This is a genomic window from Niastella soli (assembly GCF_017742245.1).
In the GTDB taxonomy this organism is placed as follows: domain Bacteria; phylum Bacteroidota; class Bacteroidia; order Chitinophagales; family Chitinophagaceae; genus Niastella; species Niastella soli.
The window spans coordinates 1-20,000 of record NZ_JAGHKO010000005.1 but is presented as its reverse complement, the minus strand read 5'-3'; the positions used below and the strand labels follow the sequence as shown (position 1 = coordinate 20,000).

Below are 20,000 nucleotides of genomic sequence, written 5' to 3'. Positions count from 1 at the left end.
GGTGCTTGTCAACTGATCAACTGGTTAACTAACCTCCTACCTTACTATTCTTTCTCTCTTCTTCCTGAGTTTGTTTCAACTTGCGATCCGCCTCCTGCCGCAGGTCTTCCAGCTTGGCATTATCTACAATACTTTGGAAAGTAGCTTTGGCATTGAAATAATCCTTTTGCTTCAGATAAATATCACCCAATACCAAATAGGCTTTGGTAACCCAGGTTTCGTAGGAGCCTGATTTGTTCACCACTTCAAACGCCGCTTTTTCTGCATCGCTCAGGCGGTTCTGCACCAGGAAACAATTAGCAATTTCATACCGCGCTTCGGCACCATAGGCCGATTTGTTCAGTGAAACAACCTGGCGGTAATAGCTTATTGCCTGATCGTACTGGCTAGAAGTCTGGAACGATTTGGCAATAGCCATATTCGCGATCACTTTATCATCGGAACCAATACCTTTCTGAGTCAACAGGTCTTTTGCATTGGTAACCGCATCAGTCCATTTTTGTAGCTGAAACTGACTGCGAAGCAATCCGCGCATGGCTTCCAGTTTGTTTTCCTGGGAAGTGGCAAACTCTTTCAGTTTGGAAAAATACTTCTCCGATTTCTCATAGTTCTTCACTTCAAAGAAGTTCAACCGCGCGGCATTCAACAAAGCTTTTTCACCAAATTTATTGGGCACCAGGTCAGATAACTTCTCATATCCTTCGGCTGCTTTTGCGTAATCTTTCTGGTTATTATAAATTTCACTCTTGTAGTACAATGCTTCCAGGGCAAATTTGCCATCGGGGAATCGGGTAAGATATTCCTCAAATTTCTTAGCTGCAACGGGGAAATTACCATTATTGAATTGCACTTCTGCCTGCTGGTACATCAGCTCATCTTCCTGGTTGCTGGTAATTTCCTTACCCATAGAACGGGCAAAGGCTACATATTCGCTTGTTTTACCCTGTTCTACATATATAATACGCGCGTTCTCCAATGCGGCATCTGCTTCCGGTGAATTGGGGAACTGTTGCAGTACGGTAGTATATTGTTTCAGCGCCTCATTGTCATTGTTCAGGTTATAGTAAGCGATACCCATTTTCAAATAAGCTTTTGGCTTTAACGATGAAAGTGGATCGCTGATCACATTCTTTAAATAAGGAAGGGCTTCGCGGAACTGTTCAGCCGCTACATAGGTCATGGCCACTTCCATATTGGCATCGGCCGATAAATTCGATTGCGGATAACGCCGGCTGATGGTCGAGAGCAGGTTGATCTTCTCTTTTTCATTGCTAACCCCGGTGATCATGGCTTTTTGAAACGTTGCATAGTCACCCGATGCCCACGAATAACTGATCACTTTGTCGTACATCGCCAGCGCCTTTTTGAAATCGCGGTTCATATAATAACAATCGGCGCTACGCACATAAGCATCCTGTTCCAGCGGATTGGCATTGATCTTCGGGTCTTTTACCACCTTTTCAAAAAATCCCAGCGCCTGGTTATAGTTCTCTCTTTTCAAAAAGCAATACCCCAGGTTATAATTGGCATTGGCGGGATTTATCTCTATATAAGAAATGGGCCGTTTCAGGTATTCGAAAAAGTAACGGATGGCATCATCCAGTTTGTTCAACCGGTATGAGATCTCCCCTTTCCAGAACTGTATTTGTGGTAATACACCTGTATTATTTGCATCGGCCTCGGCTTTGCTAAGCAGGTCATTGGCGCTTACCAGCATACCATCGTTTATTAATTCAGTGGCCCGGCCGTATAATACGACAGGGTACAATTTTCTGGCATTGGCCGATGGGTTCTTTACACTTTCCAGTAAGGTAAGGGCGTCTTTATAATTGTTGGTATTGGCCAGCATGTTCACCAGTAACTCCTTGGCTTCATTGCTGTATTCTGATTGCGGGTATTTGGTCAAAAACTCCTGAAATTCAGACAGGGCTACGTCCTGGTAACCGAGCTCATAAGAGAGTTTTGCATAATTATATTGCGATACTTCCTGTTGTTTTGCGTTGCTGCTGTTGCGGGCACACATCAGGAATGCGTTACGCGCATTGGCCTTTTGTCCTGTTCTTAAATAAGCATCCCCTAACAAGTACATGGCATTCTGCGCCAGCGAATCTTCTTTTCCACTGATCTGTTTGAACCCGTTTATTGCTTTATTCCAGTTTTTCGCTTCATAATAACAATATGATAATTCGTAAATATCTTCCCTTTTTATGCTATCGGCCTTGTTAACATAGGTCTCCAGGTAAGGCAGCGCTTTATCAAATTGCTTTTTCTCAAAATAGGCATGCCCCACCATCTGGCGCATTTGATTATCATAAGACAGGTTACCTCTTTTCAATTTTGCCTCGGCATATTGCAGGGCCTGTTCTTTTTGTCCCAGCGAATACCTGATACCGGCAATATAGAAAGGCACTACCCGGCCATAAGTGGGATGGTCTTCCACCACGGAAAAGGCAGTTAGCGCATCATTGTAGCGCTTTTCATAAAAGCAAATAAAGCCATAATAATAGTTGGCATCGGCATAATTAGGGTCATCCTTCATCTGCCGGATGGCATCAAACAGGGGCTTGGCCTTGTCATATTGTTTAAACGTAAAGTATACATAACCGAGATGAAACTTCATGTCGGCCACTTCACGATTATTTAAATTGGCGATACTGGTGGTTTCGTATAAAGAACCCGCCGCTGGCAGATCTTCATTACGGAAATAATATTCCGCCAGGTGAAAGCTCATCATTTGTACCCGGGGCGCATTATCTTCCGTTTCCATAAATTTTCGTGCCTGCAATACCGCGCCCTCCTCATTTTGCTTCAACGCACAAACGATTGAATAATACTTTATCTCCTGATAACTAATAGTCTGATTACTGCGATCCGCAGAAGTTTGCTGTAATTGAAGGTCTTTTAATAAGGGATATGCCAGACTGTATTGTTCCCGCTGATAGAACTCTTTAGCTTGCTTGAAAGTTGCCTGGGGATCAGTTATTACACGGGTTTGCTGGGCATAGGAAAAATGAAAAAGACCTAAAAGGGTTATGAAGGCTGTCGTTTGTTTCATTCCAGTGTCCTTAAGGTGATAGACTTGGTAAAGGTTCTAAATATTTTACCTTAAACCAAACATCGTTCCAAACAGTTGTGGATAAGTAGCCAGATTAACAATTCTTTTTAATACTAAATGTGAAAAAAACAAATACCCTATTTTTGAGCTACCTTAAAAACGAACTCATGAAAAGACTATTGAGCACCGCTTGTTCTGAAACGGCTTTTAACATCGCCGTATTGATTATACGGGCAACTTTCGGATTACTGCTCCTAATGAATCATGGAATTGACAAACTGAAGCATTTCGCCGAAAAACAAAGCAGCTTTCCCGATCCATTGCATATTGGGCATATGCCTACGCTTATGCTGGCCCTTTTTGCGGAAGTGTTTTGTACTGTATTTATAGTATTGGGACTGTTTACACGAATTATGGCTATTCCCGTTGTGATCAATTTTGCCGTAATTGTCTTTATTGTTAATAAAGGTTATACGGGCCCCGCTGAAACCGGTGTACTCTATTTAGCCGCCTTTTTTAGCGTATTGCTAATGGGTCCCGGCAAATACAGCATCGATGGAGCGATGGGAAAATAAATCGTGAATCGGCAATCGTGAATCGTGAACGGTTCACGATTGCTCAGATTAATACACGAACTTGCGCCGCCGGATTTTTTTGCCGATTGCCGATAAATAAACTTTCAAAATCAGAGGTTCCAATTTACCTCCCAATAGACCTACTATGTTTTCTTCCGAGACACAGATCCGTGTTCGTTATGCCGAAACCGACCAGATGAATGTAGTATACTATGGTAATTATGCCCAGTACTTCGAAGTAGGTCGTGCAGAATCGATCCGCCAGTTGGGGTTTACCTATAAAGACATGGAAGCCATGGGTGTTATTATGCCTGTAGTTGAAATGCATTGCCGCTACCTGCGTACGGCTCATTACGACGACCTGTTGACCATTAAAACCACCCTGAAGGAATTACCCACCGATCATAAAATTGAATTTCACGTAGAGGTATTCAATGAAAACAAGAAATTATTAACAGTTGGACGCGTGGTACTGTTTTTCGTTACGGCAAAGGGCATGCAGAAGACGACGATGCCGGTGCAGTTGTACGATAAACTGAAGCCCTTTTTCGAATCCTAAGAGGCCGAAGTAAGACGTACGAAGTAAGAAAATTCGCAAGCTTCGTACCTCCTACTTCCTACTTCTTACCTCTTGTCTCCTACTTCAACACATTCAACACCGTATACATCTTCTTCACAATCTCCACCGGTGATCCATCGTAGTTATTCACGATGATAGAAAAAACGTATTGTTTGCCATCACTTGCGGTGTGATAACCGGCAAAGGCACGCGCACCACCAATAGAACCGCTTTTCATTTTTATCCCATTGTACTCTGGTAGGGCATTGTAAAATGCGGGGTACCAGGACCGTGTTTTGGCATATTCCAGTACTTTCACTTCAGCATGGGCGGTAACCCTGTTTTGGGGCGATAAACCGCTGCCATCGATCATATGCACGGCGCCTTTATCAATCCCCCGTTCACTCCAGAAATTGCGTACCAGCTCCACCCCATTTTCCGTTGAGCCCAACCCGTTTTTTTCCCAGGCTATGGTCTTTATCAGCACTTCTCCATACAGGTTAATACTTTTGCGCAGGAACCAGTAATTTATACTATCAACTGGTGGCGATAAAAGCGTAATTAATTCCTGTTGCATGGCCGGCCAGCTTTCTTTATTCATTTTACTTTCCGCATAGTCTTTAAAGCGTCCGGATACGGAAACATTTTGCTTTTTAAATAACTCCTCCAGGGCATTGGAAAATTGCAAAGGGCCATTGGGAAAAGAACCCGAGATCACAAACGGATCATTGCCTGGCGGCACGGTTCCCGCGGTGAACCCGCTTGTTGAATAAGGGGCCAGGTATATATAGCCATTGTCGCCACTCCCCTTTTTTCCAGTTGTGATCTGATTGGTAAGCAATGCTCCCTGTAACTGGGGAGTTGTTTTTACAATTCTTGCCGGATCTCCTTCTTTTAGTCCAGGCTGCAATTGCAGGTCGTACTGATTTTCGCGCCAGTTAATTGCCCAACAACCTGCCCCATAATAATTACCAATGTCGTCCCAGATCCAGCCACCGGGAACAGGTTGAATGGAAAAGGCCGAATCGTTCAGTAATACATTCCCATTGATCTTTGTAATGTTGCTTTTTAGCAGGGCGGAGCTTATTTTTCTACACACTACTTCCTCTTTGGTACTGCTCCAACGCCAGCTGCCCAGTGTAGGGTCTCCATAGCCGTTAATGTGCAGGTTGCCATTCAGCACCCCATTCTCAATGCTGCCATCATACCCCAACACTGTTTTGTACCGGTAATCGCTACCCAGCAGGTCAAAAGAAGCTACACTGGTAAACAGTTTCTGGGTACTGGCAGCAGCCAGCCCTAATTGTGCATTGTGTTCAAATACTACTTTCCCGGTTTGTCCATCGGTCACATATAAACTGATAATGCCATGTCGCAATTGGGAATCTGCTTCCATTTTCTTTATTGCATTCGCCAGTTTTACCGAAATAGTTTGTGATCTGCCTGTACTTATATTCGTAGTAATAAAAAGGAGCAACAGTAGCTTCTTCATGGATCAGTTATTTGATTTGGGGAAATTAGTGAAAAGTGGGGAAGCTTAATTAAGAACATTGCTGCATAAAACAGCAACTCACAGCTTCAGGTTACAAGTTAACAGGTTGATAGGGTTGATAATGGCAATAAGAAGTGGGATCGGGTTGACCAGTTAACAAGTTGACAGCACCTGCCCCACTCGCAGGGGTTGATAAGCTGTAAAAATTAGCGTGTTGATCCGCCAACCGGCGGAGAAAACGTGAGTGATGAGTAAGCCGGCAAAAAATGCAGATGCCCGAAAAGTCGGGAACCTACTCACAACTGACAACTCACAACTGACAATTTAACTTACATTTGTCCCGAATAATTAGCTATGGAAAAAATAGTCGCCTCCATAATAACCATTGGTGATGAATTGCTGATAGGCCAGGTAATAGATACAAACAGCGCTTTTATTTCTCAGGAACTGAACAAGATCGGGGTGTGGGTTAAAAGAAGAGTGGCAGTGGGTGATAGCAAGGAAGAAATTGTTCGCGCCCTTAAAGAGGAAAGCCAGGATACAAACATAATTATAATGACGGGGGGATTGGGGCCTACCGCCGACGATATAACCAAACCAGTACTGGCCGAATATTTCGGCGGCAAACTGGTGATGAATGAAGAGGTACGCAAACACGTGGTTTATCTTTTTGAACAGGTATTCCGCCGCCCCATGATCGATCGCAATCTGAAACAGGCAGAGGTGCCCGATGTTTGTACGGTGCTTCCCAACGCCCGCGGCACAGCGCCGGGCATGTGGTTTGAAAAAGAAGGCAAAGTATATGTTTCCCTGCCAGGTGTGCCGCATGAAATGAAGGGGTTGATCACCACCGAGGTATTACCCCGTTTGCAACAAAGCTTTACAATGCCGTTTATCGGGCATAGGACCATGCTTACGGCCGGTGTGGGCGAATCGTTTCTTGCTGAAACCATTCAACATTGGGAAGAAAAACTGCCAGCCCACCTGAAGCTGGCCTACCTGCCCAATTATGGGATGGTACGGTTGCGCATCACCGGGTGGAGTACCAACAAGGCCCAACTGGAAATGGAATTGGATACCGAATTTGCCACATTAAAGAAACTGGTACAGGAATGGCTTGTTATCGACGAGGATGCGAGCCTGCCTATGGCACTGAGTAAACTGTTGCGGTCGAAGAACAAAACCATGGCTACCGCAGAAAGTTGTACGGGTGGGTATCTTGCACATCTTATAACAGCCATACCAGGTGCAAGTAACATATATAAAGGCAGCATCATAAGTTACGACAATGAAGTAAAGATCAACCAGCTGCAGGTATCGCCCATTATTTTGCAAAAAATGGGAGCCGTGAGCGAAGAAGTGGTGACGGAGATGGCAGCCGGCATTTTGGCCAAATTGAACACTGATTATGCAGTAGCTGTTTCTGGTATTATGGGGCCAGATGGAGGTTCGGCCGAAAAACCGGTAGGCACCGTTTGGGTGGCAGCCGGCGACAAACACAAACTGGTGACCCAAAAGTTCCAGTTCCGGTTCGACAGGGACCGGAATATTGAAATGACGGCGACCCAGGCACTGAATCTTTTGCGGAAATTTATAGTGGAAAACGCCTAAGCAAACACTTGTTAGTATAAATTATTATCTTCGCGCCGACAGGATGTTGCGGTTTGCTTATTAATTAATAAGTTCGCAGCTTCAGTCTTTAATCCGTCATTGTCCGCCAAAGCTTTAGCGTAGGCGGATGTCCGCCGAAACCCTGCTGCCGTCGTCAAGGCTAAGGCAGCCGAACAGCGCAGGCGGACCGATCGTTACCCTTACAAGACTAAACCGCCTTCGCATAAAGCTACGGCGGTCAAAGGAAATCGTAAACCTTCCTGACCTCTGGTTGGGAAATAAAATCTGCAATTGCATATGGCTCTAGTTGACCTGGTGATGCCTAAAATGGGTGAAAGTATTACAGAAGCCACTATTTTAAAGTGGTTTAAACATCCCGGAGAAACAGTGAAGATGGATGAGGCGGTACTCGAAATAGCCACCGATAAGGTGGACAGTGAAGTACCTTCTACTGCCGAAGGCGTATTAGAAGAAACCTTTTTCAATGTAAATGATGTGGTGCCTGTAGGTACAGTGCTGGCCCGCATCAGGTCAAATGCTGCAGAACCAGCAACCACCCATACGCCGGTTACCAGCCCGGCTGTTGAAATAGCCGAGAACCGTGCTGTGGCAGCAGATTCATACCATAAACCGGTTACCAGCGAGTCGTTCACCCACCAGCCCGTGACACAGAACGGAGGCCGTTTTTATTCGCCCCTGGTACTGAATATTGCTACCAGTGAAGGCGTAAGCCTTAGCGAGCTGGAAAACATTCCAGGTACAGGGATCGAAGGCCGCGTTACCAAAAAAGACATTCTGCAATACGTAAACAATAAGAAAGCGGGCAAACCCGCTGCTGCATCAGCTACAGTTACGGCCACCCCTGCTCACCGGCAGGCAGAATCTACGCCTACTATTCTGCCACAGGTCAGACAACCTGAACCGCAGCCACAACAGCACATTCAATCCTACAGCGGTAATGTGGAGATCGTTGAACTGGACCGCATGCGCAAAATGATCTCTGAGCACATGATCCGTAGTCAGGATACCAGTGCACACGTAACCAGCTTTACCGAAGCTGATGTTACCAATATGGTACACTGGCGCGATAAGGTTAAAAAGCAGTTTGAAAAACAAGAAGGGGAAAAACTCACCTTTACCCCATTATTTATAGAAGCCATCATTCGCTGTATTAAAAAGTATCCCTGGCTTAACAGCAGTGTAGATGGCGATAAACTGATCATAAAAAAAGATATCAATATTGGCATGGCCGCAGCCCTGCCCACCGGCAACCTTATAGTGCCGGTTATACGCAATGCTGATCAACTGAACCTGGTTGGGCTCACGCGTCAGGTGAACTCATTGGCGAATGCTGCCCGTAATAATAAATTAAAACCCGACGATACCCAGGGTGGCACTTTTACCTTAACCAATGTGGGTACTTTTGGCAGCCTCATGGGTACCCCTATCATCAACCAGCCACAGGTAGCTATTCTGGCAACCGGTACCATCAAAAAAAGACCGGTGGTAATAGAAACTGAACAAGGTGATTTTATTGCCATCCGCCACATGATGTACCTGTCGCTTTCATACGATCATCGGGTTATCGATGGTGCACTGGGTTCAACCTTCCTGGGTGCAGTAGCCAAGGAATTGGAGAACTTTTCTGTAGACAGAACAATATAACAACCAATCTGAACTAACAATATTAAAGCCACCGCGAAAAGCGTGTGGCTTTTTTTTGCCGTCTGCCTCGCCCGCCGACTTGTCCGCCGAAGCTTTAGCCGCAAGCTCTTGAAGAAAGCGCCCCATTGCCTATTGTCCATTCAATGTCGTTTAGTTAATGCTTGTTTATTAAAATCCCCTCCTGGGAGGGGGAAGGGGTGGGTTTATGTGTTTCATTTGGGGCGAGGCAATAGGCAATGGGCAATAATTGTCCATTGCCTATTGCCCATTGCCTATTGCCCATTTCCTATTGCCTTTTCTACATACTAAGCAGGAAAAACAGGCGTTTAGAATAATATCACACGCTCTGCCCTCGGTTGCCACCCGCGTGTGTCGCCGAAGCTTTAGCAAATGTGCAAGCCTTGGCGTAGGCGACACTGATTTACATACTATTTAACTGAAAATAGTTAAACCATCCCTTCCGGACATCGTCTATTTTTTGTAAATTGATAGTAACGACAAAACCATTTGTTTTGGCACTATCAATGCGGCAAGGAACCCATTTCTAAACCTAAACGTAATCATATGAAGACGCTTTCAGAAACATGGTTTGCCGAAGGTTATATTGATTTCGAGTTAAAGAAATACACCCTTCTTGCCTATCTGCAACAGGTGAACCAATACTTCAATGAATCAAAATTGTACCCACAATTATCTGATGTAATATTTCATTACAATAACCTCCGGGCATTAAAGGAAAACAAGAAATTCCTACAGGAACAATTCCCCAAAAAATTAACCGGGATACAAATAGAAAAACTACAATTGTTGTACGAGCAGATAATTGGAGATGACGAGTTGATGCAGGAACTGGAAGACATCATTACTTTTTCGGCCGATAAATTAAAAGCAGCCATCAGCAGCGGTACTGAGATCTATGAATTTGTAGAGGAAAAACTGAATATCTTTCCTGTAGGACTGGTGCCGCTCGATACGCATGAGGGTTACTTCTTTTTAAGTGAAGGTTCATTCCGTCATACACTCGTGTACCAGTACCGTTTGAGCATTTTTGAAAAGCACGATGAAAAGTACCGGGCCATCAGAACAGAGTATGTGAGTGAATGGGAACGTAACATAGTGAACACCTATGAGAATATTAAAGCGGAACTGTTGCGCAACAAGCGCGACCTGCCTAATCCGGCGGTATATTCCATTGAAACGGAGCTCACTTTTCCGATCTCAGAGACATTATTGCCCATAGCAAAACGCAGTTTGGTTAGATACATTTCTAAAGCAGCTTAATCTTTAATGAAATACATTGGGAATATAATTTTATGAAATAAGAGGTAAGAAGTAGGAAGTACGATATTCGCGTTCTTCCTACTTCTTACCTCCTACTTCCTATTTTGTATTCCCTGTTAACTTGTCAACCTGTTAACTGCAACGTCTCCCCTCTTACTTCCTACCTCTTACTTCCTACTTCCTTCTCCTCCAACTCCGTCCCCCAATCAATTCCTTTTGATGTAGCTGGTACACCTTCTGCCAGCCAGTGTGGTGCGGGTGCTCCTTTTAAAAAGTGATCGAAGTATTGAGAAAGGCGAATACTCAGGTCTTTACGGTTCCTTCTTTCCACCAGGTTATGATCTTCGCCATTGTATTGCAACAACCACACTTTCTTACCCAGTCGGCGCAAAGCAGTAAAGTATTCAATGCCCTGGTACCAGGGTACAGCACCATCTGCATCGTTGTGCGTAATGAGCAATGGCGTTTTTACTTTATCGGCATTGAACAGCGGGGAGTTCTTGATGTAAAGATCAGGACGTTGCCACAAAGTATAACCAATACGGCTTTGTGTACGCTCATACTGGAACTGGCGGTTTATACCGGTTCCCCAGCGAATGCCGCCATAGGCACTTGTCATATTCGATACGGGGGCGCCAGCTTCAGCGGCAGCAAACATATTGGTGCGGGTAACCAGATAAGCCACCTGGTAACCACCCCAGCTTTGCCCTTGTATGGCCATTTTTGTTGAATCTACCCAGGGCTTTTGGGTAAAGTATTTGGCAGCTGATACTACTGAATTATAGGCACTTTCACCGGGCTCGCCTTTTTTATAGCTGATATCGGGCACAAACACCAGGTACCCATTGCTTACAAAAAGCGGAATATTTATAGTGGAGGCACTGGGCGCAGGCTGGCGATATAGATACAGATCGTCGGAATATTTTTCATAGAAGTAAAATATCATGGGATATTTCTTCTTTGCATCAAAATCTTCGGGTTTGAACAACAAGCCTTCCGACATTTTCCCATCGAACATCTTCCATTTTACGAGCTCACAGGTTAACCAGTTATAGTCTTTTTGCTGCGGATTGGAAGCATATAATGCTACTTCCGATCTAATATCCCTAAAAACTGTCCCCCGTTCTACTCCCTTTTTCGCCTCATATGCAGTATCTTCTTCAGTCGCAACATATAATGTTGTCAAAACCGGGGATTGGTTAAAGCTTTCCTTTGTATAAACAAATTGATTCCCGTTTTTGGCCTTTATAATATTCAAACCTATTTGATAAGGTCCAAAGATCCCATTATCAAAAAACACACCTTCCATTGAATGAATTTTCAATCCGGTTTGTTTGCTCACTTCATTCAACTCTTTAAACACTACGGTCTGTGTATCGCTGATAAATTTTTCTTCTTTATCAGTTTGAATATACCGGTATATGTTCTTATGTAAACGGCCCTCTCCTTTGGTGAAATTAGAAGGCGCTTTTTTCCCTTCAGGATCACATTGCCAGATATCGTACTTGTCGTATAGATACACGTATTTATCATTCTCGTGCCATTTCATAATACCATGTGGCGGGGGATCATCCGGATGGTCATCATCTTCATCGAACAAAGGCACTTTTATGTTTTTGGTAATATTGATAATTGCGCCGGTACTTACTGAATAAGTGAAATAGTTTTTCTGCGCCCCATCGTACCAGATCACATATTTTCCTGCTGGTGACATGGTGAAGAACCCGCGTTGTTTTTCTTTCACCAGTTTGCGGCTTCCATCGGTGGTGGAAATGAGATAAGCGTTGGTCCTTGCATACCCCTGCCACTGGCTTTCTACCCGATTACCTTTTGTAGAGGTGGCCAATAGGTACTCCACATTGTTATCATCTGGCAGCGTTATGTTCTCGGCATCTTCTGATCCTAATTGAATCACCTTATCATCATTGCCATTCAACACCGCCTTATAACTTCTTTGTAATTCAGTATTTAATTGTACCAGCTGTTGTGGTTGCAGGTAATCATCGTTGTAATGCCAGATGTCGAGCCGGGCCGTTTCAAAATCAACCAGGGTGGTGTCTTTGGGTTTGCGTACCGGCATCAACCCAAAAAACAATTTCTGACCGTTCTTACTAAACTCAGGCACCGCTGTTTCGCTTACCGTAAATCCATTTCGAATACCGGTCGATTTTCTGTCAACCCGCATCCGGGCACTGTCCATGCCTGTGCGGTAATAATATAGTTTATAGAACTTCTGCAAGGCTTTGGTACTGCTGTCGCGTTCGGCAATAAACGCCAGTTGGGTGCCGGCCTCATCGAGACCAAAACTTTTGGCGTCGTTGAAGCCACGGAAGACGGTATCAATTTTTCCGGTGGCCGTATTGAGCCACACTATAGCCGCTTTTTTCAGTGTATCAGCATTGCTGCGGGTTGTTTCAATGATGAGGGTATTACCGGGACCACTGAAGTAATAATCGCTTACCAGAGGATATTTTTTTTCTTCTCCGGTGTATAAATTCCGCAGTACCAGTTCGGTGCCTTCTTCAATGGGGTCGCCAGCCTTTGGTTTGGCATCTTTCTTTGGCGCTTTTAACGTGGCCAGTCCTTTTGTTTTTGCTTCATTGGCCTTGTTGCGAAGGCTATCGGCCACGCGGGAAAGGCTGTCGGCCATATGCAGCAAATTATTCAGTTGGGCAGTTGAATCAGCTTGTGGTACTATGGGCGGCACCGGCAGGGCTTTTTCCTGTAAATAGGCCAGCCATTGCCCCGTGCCCTTTTCAGGCGTTTTAAACGATTTTATACGGGGAATGCGCAACACACTGTCTTTTCCTACAGCAACAATGGCCAGACTGTCCTTGGGCATCTCATCGGCCTTTTTCTTTTTGATCTTAGCTTCGCGGGTAGCAGCAAAAAGCGGTCTTATTTTACAGATCACAAACCGGTTGTCGTCGGTTATTTCAGCAGCGTAACCACGGGGAATTTCTTTACGGTAAGAATTATCAGTAGCCTGAATAACCAGCGTGGCATCGCCTTCCTGGGGAGTAATAGTATACACCACCCATTTACCATTGTTGCTGATGTAGCGTTCATTGATGCTTTGCCAGCCATCGTATACGGCATGGGTAAGGGGCTTTTTTTGTGCGGTAGCGACTAAGCCTGCCAGCAGCAAAAAGAAAATGCAGGGTAATTTTCTCATGAGTTGTTCGGTTGAAAAATAAAATTAATACAAACCCTGCTTTTTTCTAAAATGTCATCCCGCCGTTTAACCGTTCTTAAATATGTTTATTTAATATAAAAAAGGACTGCCTCACAATAAGAAACAGTCCTTGCTACCATATTATTTTTGATTACTAGTCTACAGGGATCGGATTCGAGCGCCGGTAAACAGCGTCAACTCCTCCATCGAGAGCAAAGCAACCACTTAACAAATACAACTTATCGTTCTCTATGTAATAGAAAGTTTTATTGGTTGTTCTTGCAGGAGTAACGTTTGTAAACACAATGCTTCTTTTGTACCTGTCTTTAACGTTAACTAAACAAACGTTTTCTTCAACAGAATTATCTGCTGCCGTGGTATAATTTCCCTTTTCTATAACCTGCCCATCTTTGTAATAGGCATAGGTGTCAGCATTAATTGTCAACAGGTTCCCATTACCCGGTTCATATGTTTTCCCCGCAATCATGCCGGCCTGAATTTGAGCCAGCTCCCAGGTACTTATTAAATCTTCTTTAGAATTCTTTTCGTCCTTGTCTTTTTTACAGGCAATCGATGCTGTTACCATTAAAGCAACTATCAAGTAGCTATAGGTGGTTTTCATACGCTTAGGTATTTTAAACCACTGACATGGTATTAAACCCCATCGTTGCATGCTACCCTTTTTTTCTGCTTTTGTATACCAGCCAGGTTTGCAGAAAAACAGACAGGATAATTAAAAACAATCCAATATAAAAAGTACTGGATAAGTATTTATCCTCTCTGAAGAGAAGAAAAGCCAGTGCTATTCCATACACAGGTTCCAGATTATAAGTAAGATTTACCGTAAAGGCTGAGATCTTTTTCAATGCATTCATTGATAAGTTAAATGCCCACACGGTACAAAACAAAGCTAACACTAATAGATAGCCGGTATCTGCCAGGGTTGGTACCAGATGGCCTGCCGGGGCAAAATGCAAATAGAAAGGCAAGAGTATAGTGAGGAACAGAAAACCACCGTTTAACTGATATAGCGTAACTGTTTCAGGTTTGTAACGCTTTACAAGCAACCCGTTGCACACCGTGAACAAACTGGCCAGCAGTGCTGAGAATAACCCAATAATGATCCCTGTTTTATATTGCGGGTCGAAATGAAAAATGAGATAGATACCAGCAATCACTAACAAACCCAGCAATAATTCATTCTTATTAAAAGGTTTTCGGTGTATAAGTGGTTCCAGGATAGCGGTAAAAAATCCGAGGGCCGAAAAAGTAACCAGCGCTACTGATACATTTGCATACTTGATACTGGCATAAAAACTTACCCAGTGCAACGCTACAATAACGCCTACGCCTGCTATACGCGCCATCCCAGCCATTGAAATGCGGGAGGCGTTTCGTTTCAATAAAAAGATCACCCACAGGACTATTACAGCTATCAACAACCGATACCATACCAACAGGGCTTCATTCAGGGTGATCAGCCGGCCCAGCACTCCGGTAAAACCAGCCAGAAATACAGCCATGTGCAGTTGTAAAAAAGCTTTACGCATAGGATAGAATGAAGATTACAAAGAGATTAAATATAAGCGAGGTAGAGAGTTCAAAATACGAAGTAGGAGTAAGAAGCAGGAAGTAAGAAATAAGAAGAGCCCGATAATCGGGCTCCCTAATAAATTTCAAATTTCTTACCTCATAATTCGTAACTCTCACCTCCTACTTCATACTTCTTACTTCATAAAACTTTATAATGGATGACTTTTATTTTTAAAGAGGCTACCTACTAATATAAATTATTATCTTATTTTGTTTTTGCCAGCACTTTTTCTGATTGGCTTACTGTCGAATAGTTTGCGGAACCCGTATTTTTAACCCGGTTATGATAATCTTTAAAGAGGCTGTGCCAGCGCAATTTAAGTACCCCCAAAATGCCTTCTTTTACGATGCCTTTGTGCATTTTTGAAACGCCGTATTTGCGGTCTTCAAAAATAATGGGCACCTCTTTTATTTTAAAGCCCAGTTTCCAGGCTGCAAATTTCATTTCGATCTGGAATGCATAGCCAAGAAAACGGATCTGGTCGAGGTTGATAGATTCCAGCACTTCCCGCGAATAACATACAAACCCCGCGGTGGTATCCCTTACAGGCATCCAGGTAATAAGGCGCGTATATAAAGACCCGCCCTTTGACAGCATGATCCGGTTCCGGGGCCAGTTAATGGTGCCGCCACCCTTCACATACCGGGATCCCACAGCCAGGTCTGCGCCACCTGTTGAACAAGCTTCGTATAAACGTTGCAGGTCTTTGGGGTTATGTGAAAAATCGGCATCCATCTCAAATATGTAGGAATAGCCTCTTTTCAGGGCCCATTTAAAGCCATGAATATAGGCGGTACCTAAACCGAGCTTGCCTTTCCGTTCTTCAAGGAATAATTTGCCGGCGTATTTCGCCTGGCGGTCTTTTACCAACACAGCTGTGCCATCTGGTGAGCCATCATCAATTACAAGGACGTGAAAATTGTTGTATTGGGCAAAAATGATATCAATCAAATGACCAATATTATCCTTTTCGTTGTAAGTCGGTATGATAACGATATTTTCCAAAATTCAAATTGATATTGGAGTACGAAAGTACAATAATTCAAAATGTGTAATTATAAAATACACATTTGCAAGTAAATAAATTGAACGCAAATCACAATCCCTTCTTTAACAAGGTTCTGTTAAATATTTCGGTCAGTTTGGCCTTGGTATGCATGGGGAAATCGCCCTTCATCATCCAATCATAATACTGAGGTTCAGCTTTTAACACATCTACCACGGAACGGCCTTTATGTTTGCCGAAATTGAATACTTCTACCCCATTCTCCATGATCATGCGACGGGCAAAATCTACAATATTATCATCGCCAATACAGGTAATTATAGCATCCACGCTGGTTCCCAGTTGCGGATATTTCTCAATCTGGGCCTGTAATATCTCCCAGGTAGCTACAGCGTCTACTTCAGCGCCATGGGCCCCTTCCAGGTTTTTATTACAATAAAATTTATATGCCGCGCTTAACGTGCGTTGCTCCATCATATGGAAGATTTTTTGCACATCAAGCAGTCTGCGGTGGTTAAAATCGAATTCCAGCCCAACTCTTAGGAACTCCTCTGCCAGCAGGGGAATATCAAAACGGTTGGAGTTGTACCCCGCCAGGTCGCAGTTATCAAGGAACTGCTTGATCTCATTGGCCACTTGTTTAAATGTGGGCGCATCCTTAACCATTTCATTGGTTATACCATGCAAATCGCGCGAAACGACGGAGATAGGTATTTCAGGATTGAGTAGCTTACGCTTAATCTGACGGGTGCCATCGGTTTGAATTTTTACAATGGCTATTTCAACGATACGATCTGAGCTCAGGTTCACCCCGGTGGTTTCAAGATCAATAATTGCCAGCGGCTTCTTTAACTGCAACATTCAACAATGATAATTGATAATGGTTATAAAATTAGGCGTATAGGTAAAAAATTATAAAATGCTCATACTTTTCCCTTCCGGAATGTAGATTTTCTAATAAAGAGGTAACAATTTAGGGCTAATTTATTATTAGCCGGTCACTTGCTTTGCAAAAGTAAGTATATCTGCCCCATCATAATTACCAGAACTCATTAATAACAAACAGGCATTTTTATAATTCTGCTGTTGAAGCCATTGCATCAAATTTTCTTTATCATTGATCACCTGTAATCCAGGTTTTCCAAAACCGGCTTTTACTTTTTCAGCAGGCAGTTCGGGCATGCGTTTCAATTCCAGGGCATGCCGGCTGTAAAACACAACGGCTTTATCGGCCCGGTCCATGGCACCTCTGTATTCATTCATAAACTGTTCATTCAGGCTGCTGTAGGTGTGCAGTTCCAGCACCGCAATAAGTGTACGATTCGGAAACTGTTGTTTCACTGCCTCTATGGTGGCTTTTACCTTTGAGGGAGCATGCGCAAAATCGCGGTAAACAATGGTCTCTTCATTGCGGGCCAGCAGTTCCAACCGTTTGGCGGCACCTGTAAAGGAAGAAATGGCTTTTACAAAAGTGGCGGCATTCATACCCAGGTCGCGACAAACATACCAGGCAGCATGCAAATTCAACAGGTTATGATTGCCAAAGACCTGCAACTCACCGGTTTGATCGTCAATTGTGAGGGTGGTCTTTCCATTGGCAATCGTGTGAAAAGGAACCTGGTAAGGTTGATAACGAATGTCCTTTCGTTTGTTTTCGATCACCAGCTTTTTTAAGACCGCATCGGTTTCATTGTATATTAACAGGCCACCCGGTTCAATCTTTTGGATAAAGATGGTGAACTGTTCCAGGTAAAAATCAAATGTGGGAAATACATTAATATGGTCCCAGGCAATGCCGGTAAGAATAGCGATATGAGGAAAAAGAAAATGGAACTTGGGCCGCTTTTCAATGGCACTCGCGGGATATTCATCGCCTTCGCAAACTATAACAGGAGCATGGGTAACCTGTACCGATTGATCGAACCCTTCGAGGCGGGCGCCCACCAGGTAGTCAAACTCTTTCCCGGCTTTCCGCAGGGCATGCATGATCATGGAGGTAGTGGTGGTTTTGCCATGGCTGCCACCAACCACCACGCGGGTTTTATCCTGGCTTTCCTGATATATGTATTCGGGGAAGGAATAGATCTTTAACCCCAGCTCACGGGCCCGTTGCAGTTCAGGATTGTCGTTTTTTGCATGCATACCCAGGATAACGGCATCCAGGTCCGCGGTGATCTTTTCCGGATGCCAGCCAATGGTTTCAGGTAGTAGTCCTTCCTTCTGCAGGTTCGATTGGGCAGGCTCAAATATTTCATCGTCGCTACCGGTAACCCGGTAGCCTTTTTTGTGCAAGGCAAGCGCCAATTGATGCATTACGCTTCCACCAATTGCTATAAAGTGTACTTTCATTCAACAACTTATTTACGGCTAAATGTATTTAAGGTGAAACGATTACCAAAAACTTTTTATATACATACAAATAAATTTTGGTCGTCCCCTTGCAGTTAACGAATATTATTTGTTATTTTGAGCATCTTACAGTAAATATTATCCAATCCTCTCGAAATTTTCCTCTCCCTTAAGTCCGTTAACCTTTGAATGACCTGATGATCGTTATCGCCCTTATTTATTCATCAGGCAATTGTAAACTTTAAATATCACAAAAATGAAACGGACTATCGTTATCGTAGCACTGGTTATTTTCGCTTGCGCAACTATTACCTCTTGCGCAGCATCAAGGGGCGCTCGTGGAGGATGCAAAGGGACACAAGGATATGTGGGATATGGTGGACGCTAACATTTAATTAAACCCTGATATTGAGTAATAGGTTACTTTATCGGTAACCTATTTTTTTTTGCATACTATTTCACTTTCTACTGTATGTTGTTTTAAGTGCCTGGACAATACACATAAACGTTATACCCAATACGTATGTAAACTCTATTTATTTGTATAATTTCGGCCTATGCAAATGACAGGTATTGAAGCATATGAAGGCCATTGGGAAGGTAACATTGTACCAATCAAAGGAGCCGCCTACCGTATAACAACCACTTCTGAACTCGATGAAGGACTTCACCAGGATATATGGTTTACGTTTAAATCTGTTTACACTTTTGAAGGTTATCTCTATCAGGGCGATGTAATAGAATCAGGGCCAGTATCAGGGGTACAGAGTACTGAACGGATCATCTTATTTAAGGTAAAGGATATAATGCCATTAAAGAATATGCTGGTAAGTTTTCCTGAAAGCGAATACCCACAAGAGCTGGATAATGAATTCAAAGAACTACTGGAAGGTTGCGGATGGTTTGGCAACAAACTGATCATTAAAAAAAACGCCACGGATAATTATGACCTGACTATAGATTTTTATGGCAACGTTACAAACATCATTGTTACAGAGTATGAAGGTAAAATGTATTGCTGGTTAACCCGTACGGGGTTTGCTTTATATAAGTATTATTTTGGAAAGTATGTACTACCCGCCTGGTTGAAATCCCTGATTGATCATCCTGAGGAGAATGGCCTGGTGAGATATTATGACATAGATGAGGAGTGGTAGGGAGGTTACAGGTTTTAGGTTTTAGGTTGCAGGTTCCAGATTGGAAAGTTTGTTATACAATGAGTTGTATATGCTGGACTATAAATTAAGTTATTAGGTTATTACGTTCTTGGGGGAGAGAATAAGAAGATGAGGGGATAAAGATCAGAGGATGAGTCGCCAGCCCAATTACCAAGTAGAGATGAAGGAAGTATAGCCGGGTTCCGGGTTCCAGCTTTCAGCCATGAGGCGCCAGCCGAATGTTGTAATAGAGATAAAGAGGTAATCAATCCAGGTTCGGAAATATGAGGCATAAGCCGAATATCGTAATCCTTATTCCGGGCATAAGGCGCAGCCGAATCCCGCATTACCATTGCCGATTCACGATTGCCGATTGACGGACCTGAGCGCAGCGAAGGCCGGTTTGCCGTATCATGTTTCACCTTTCACGTTTCACGTCTTGCCAATCAGTAAGATGCTGCAGCTTAATTGGAGAGGCGGT

General features: G+C 43.6%; 14 protein-coding genes. 6 read left to right on the top strand and 8 right to left on the bottom strand.

Annotation, left to right across the window (positions count from 1 at the left end):
- Positions 1 to 28 precede the first annotated feature (28 nt).
- Positions 29 to 3,055 carry a tetratricopeptide repeat protein gene (locus J7I42_RS20585; RefSeq protein WP_209140751.1) on the bottom strand — a complete coding sequence of 1,009 codons (3,027 nt, stop codon included), beginning with the start codon at positions 3,053 to 3,055 and terminating at the stop codon, positions 29 to 31.
- Positions 3,056 to 3,222: 167 nt separating this feature from the next.
- Between J7I42_RS20585 and J7I42_RS20580 the strand changes: the two genes are divergently transcribed.
- Entirely contained in the window at positions 3,223 to 3,630 is a 408-nt protein-coding gene (locus J7I42_RS20580) for a DoxX family protein (protein WP_209140750.1), read from the top strand.
- Between the two features lie 145 nt (positions 3,631 to 3,775).
- Positions 3,776 to 4,189: an acyl-CoA thioesterase gene (locus J7I42_RS20575; RefSeq protein ID WP_209140749.1), complete on the top strand. Its 414-nt coding sequence runs from the start codon at positions 3,776 to 3,778 to the stop codon at positions 4,187 to 4,189.
- Between the two features lie 79 nt (positions 4,190 to 4,268).
- Here J7I42_RS20575 and dacB read toward each other — a convergent pair whose 3' ends face one another.
- The gene (dacB, locus tag J7I42_RS20570) at positions 4,269 to 5,681 is read right to left on the bottom strand and encodes a D-alanyl-D-alanine carboxypeptidase/D-alanyl-D-alanine endopeptidase (RefSeq protein WP_209140748.1); all 1,413 of its coding nucleotides are present in this window, start codon (positions 5,679 to 5,681) and stop codon (positions 4,269 to 4,271) included.
- A gap of 354 nt (positions 5,682 to 6,035) precedes the next feature.
- Between dacB and J7I42_RS20565 the strand changes: the two genes are divergently transcribed.
- The 3 genes from J7I42_RS20565 to J7I42_RS20555 all read left to right on the top strand — a co-directional run bounded on the left by J7I42_RS20565 (position 6,036) and on the right by J7I42_RS20555 (position 10,238).
- A complete protein-coding gene (locus J7I42_RS20565; RefSeq protein WP_209140747.1) occupies positions 6,036 to 7,292 on the top strand; it encodes a competence/damage-inducible protein A in 1,257 nt (418 codons plus the stop codon).
- Positions 7,293 to 7,589: 297 nt separating this feature from the next.
- The gene (locus J7I42_RS20560; RefSeq protein WP_209140746.1) at positions 7,590 to 8,957 is read left to right on the top strand and encodes a dihydrolipoamide acetyltransferase family protein; all 1,368 of its coding nucleotides are present in this window, start codon (positions 7,590 to 7,592) and stop codon (positions 8,955 to 8,957) included.
- Between the two features lie 564 nt (positions 8,958 to 9,521).
- Positions 9,522 to 10,238, top strand: coding sequence for a hypothetical protein (locus J7I42_RS20555; protein WP_209140745.1), 717 nt, complete (start codon positions 9,522 to 9,524; stop codon positions 10,236 to 10,238).
- Positions 10,239 to 10,398: 160 nt separating this feature from the next.
- On the opposite strand, the gene J7I42_RS20550 is transcribed toward J7I42_RS20555, so the two are convergent.
- The 6 genes from J7I42_RS20550 to J7I42_RS20525 form a co-directional block, all read right to left on the bottom strand.
- Positions 10,399 to 13,413: an alpha/beta hydrolase family protein gene (locus J7I42_RS20550; RefSeq protein ID WP_209140744.1), complete on the bottom strand. Its 3,015-nt coding sequence runs from the start codon at positions 13,411 to 13,413 to the stop codon at positions 10,399 to 10,401.
- A gap of 154 nt (positions 13,414 to 13,567) precedes the next feature.
- On the bottom strand, positions 13,568 to 14,035 hold the full coding sequence (locus J7I42_RS20545) for a hypothetical protein (RefSeq protein ID WP_209140743.1): 468 nt from the start codon (positions 14,033 to 14,035) through the stop codon (positions 13,568 to 13,570).
- Positions 14,036 to 14,087: 52 nt separating this feature from the next.
- Entirely contained in the window at positions 14,088 to 14,963 is an 876-nt protein-coding gene (locus J7I42_RS20540) for a DMT family transporter (protein ID WP_209140742.1), read from the bottom strand.
- A 248-nt stretch (positions 14,964 to 15,211) separates the two neighbouring features.
- Positions 15,212 to 16,012 (bottom strand): polyprenol monophosphomannose synthase, encoded by an 801-nt coding sequence (locus J7I42_RS20535; protein ID WP_209140741.1) that lies wholly within the window; start codon positions 16,010 to 16,012, stop codon positions 15,212 to 15,214.
- Between the two features lie 91 nt (positions 16,013 to 16,103).
- Positions 16,104 to 16,874, bottom strand: coding sequence for a 3'-5' exonuclease (locus J7I42_RS20530; protein WP_209140740.1), 771 nt, complete (start codon positions 16,872 to 16,874; stop codon positions 16,104 to 16,106).
- 129 nt (positions 16,875 to 17,003) lie between these two features.
- Positions 17,004 to 18,362: a UDP-N-acetylmuramate--L-alanine ligase gene (locus J7I42_RS20525; protein ID WP_209140739.1), complete on the bottom strand. Its 1,359-nt coding sequence runs from the start codon at positions 18,360 to 18,362 to the stop codon at positions 17,004 to 17,006.
- Positions 18,363 to 18,919: 557 nt separating this feature from the next.
- Between J7I42_RS20525 and J7I42_RS20520 the strand changes: the two genes are divergently transcribed.
- On the top strand, positions 18,920 to 19,519 hold the full coding sequence (locus tag J7I42_RS20520; protein WP_209140738.1) for a hypothetical protein: 600 nt from the start codon (positions 18,920 to 18,922) through the stop codon (positions 19,517 to 19,519).
- Positions 19,520 to 20,000: the final 481 nt, after the last annotated feature.

Bases quoted from the DNA above. Each gene is read 5' to 3' on its own strand.
- J7I42_RS20585 (WP_209140751.1), bottom strand. From the start codon at position 3,055: ATGAAACAAACGACAGCCTTCATAACCCTTTTAGGTCTTTTTCATTTT.
- J7I42_RS20580 (WP_209140750.1), top strand. From the start codon at position 3,223: ATGAAAAGACTATTGAGCACCGCTTGTTCTGAAACGGCTTTTAACATC.
- J7I42_RS20575 (WP_209140749.1), top strand. From the start codon at position 3,776: ATGTTTTCTTCCGAGACACAGATCCGTGTTCGTTATGCCGAAACCGAC.
- dacB (WP_209140748.1), bottom strand. From the start codon at position 5,681: ATGAAGAAGCTACTGTTGCTCCTTTTTATTACTACGAATATAAGTACA.
- J7I42_RS20565 (WP_209140747.1), top strand. From the start codon at position 6,036: ATGGAAAAAATAGTCGCCTCCATAATAACCATTGGTGATGAATTGCTG.
- J7I42_RS20560 (WP_209140746.1), top strand. From the start codon at position 7,590: ATGGCTCTAGTTGACCTGGTGATGCCTAAAATGGGTGAAAGTATTACA.
- J7I42_RS20555 (WP_209140745.1), top strand. From the start codon at position 9,522: ATGAAGACGCTTTCAGAAACATGGTTTGCCGAAGGTTATATTGATTTC.
- J7I42_RS20550 (WP_209140744.1), bottom strand. From the start codon at position 13,413: ATGAGAAAATTACCCTGCATTTTCTTTTTGCTGCTGGCAGGCTTAGTC.
- J7I42_RS20545 (WP_209140743.1), bottom strand. From the start codon at position 14,035: ATGAAAACCACCTATAGCTACTTGATAGTTGCTTTAATGGTAACAGCA.
- J7I42_RS20540 (WP_209140742.1), bottom strand. From the start codon at position 14,963: ATGCGTAAAGCTTTTTTACAACTGCACATGGCTGTATTTCTGGCTGGT.
- J7I42_RS20530 (WP_209140740.1), bottom strand. From the start codon at position 16,874: ATGTTGCAGTTAAAGAAGCCGCTGGCAATTATTGATCTTGAAACCACC.
- J7I42_RS20525 (WP_209140739.1), bottom strand. From the start codon at position 18,362: ATGAAAGTACACTTTATAGCAATTGGTGGAAGCGTAATGCATCAATTG.
- J7I42_RS20520 (WP_209140738.1), top strand. From the start codon at position 18,920: ATGCAAATGACAGGTATTGAAGCATATGAAGGCCATTGGGAAGGTAAC.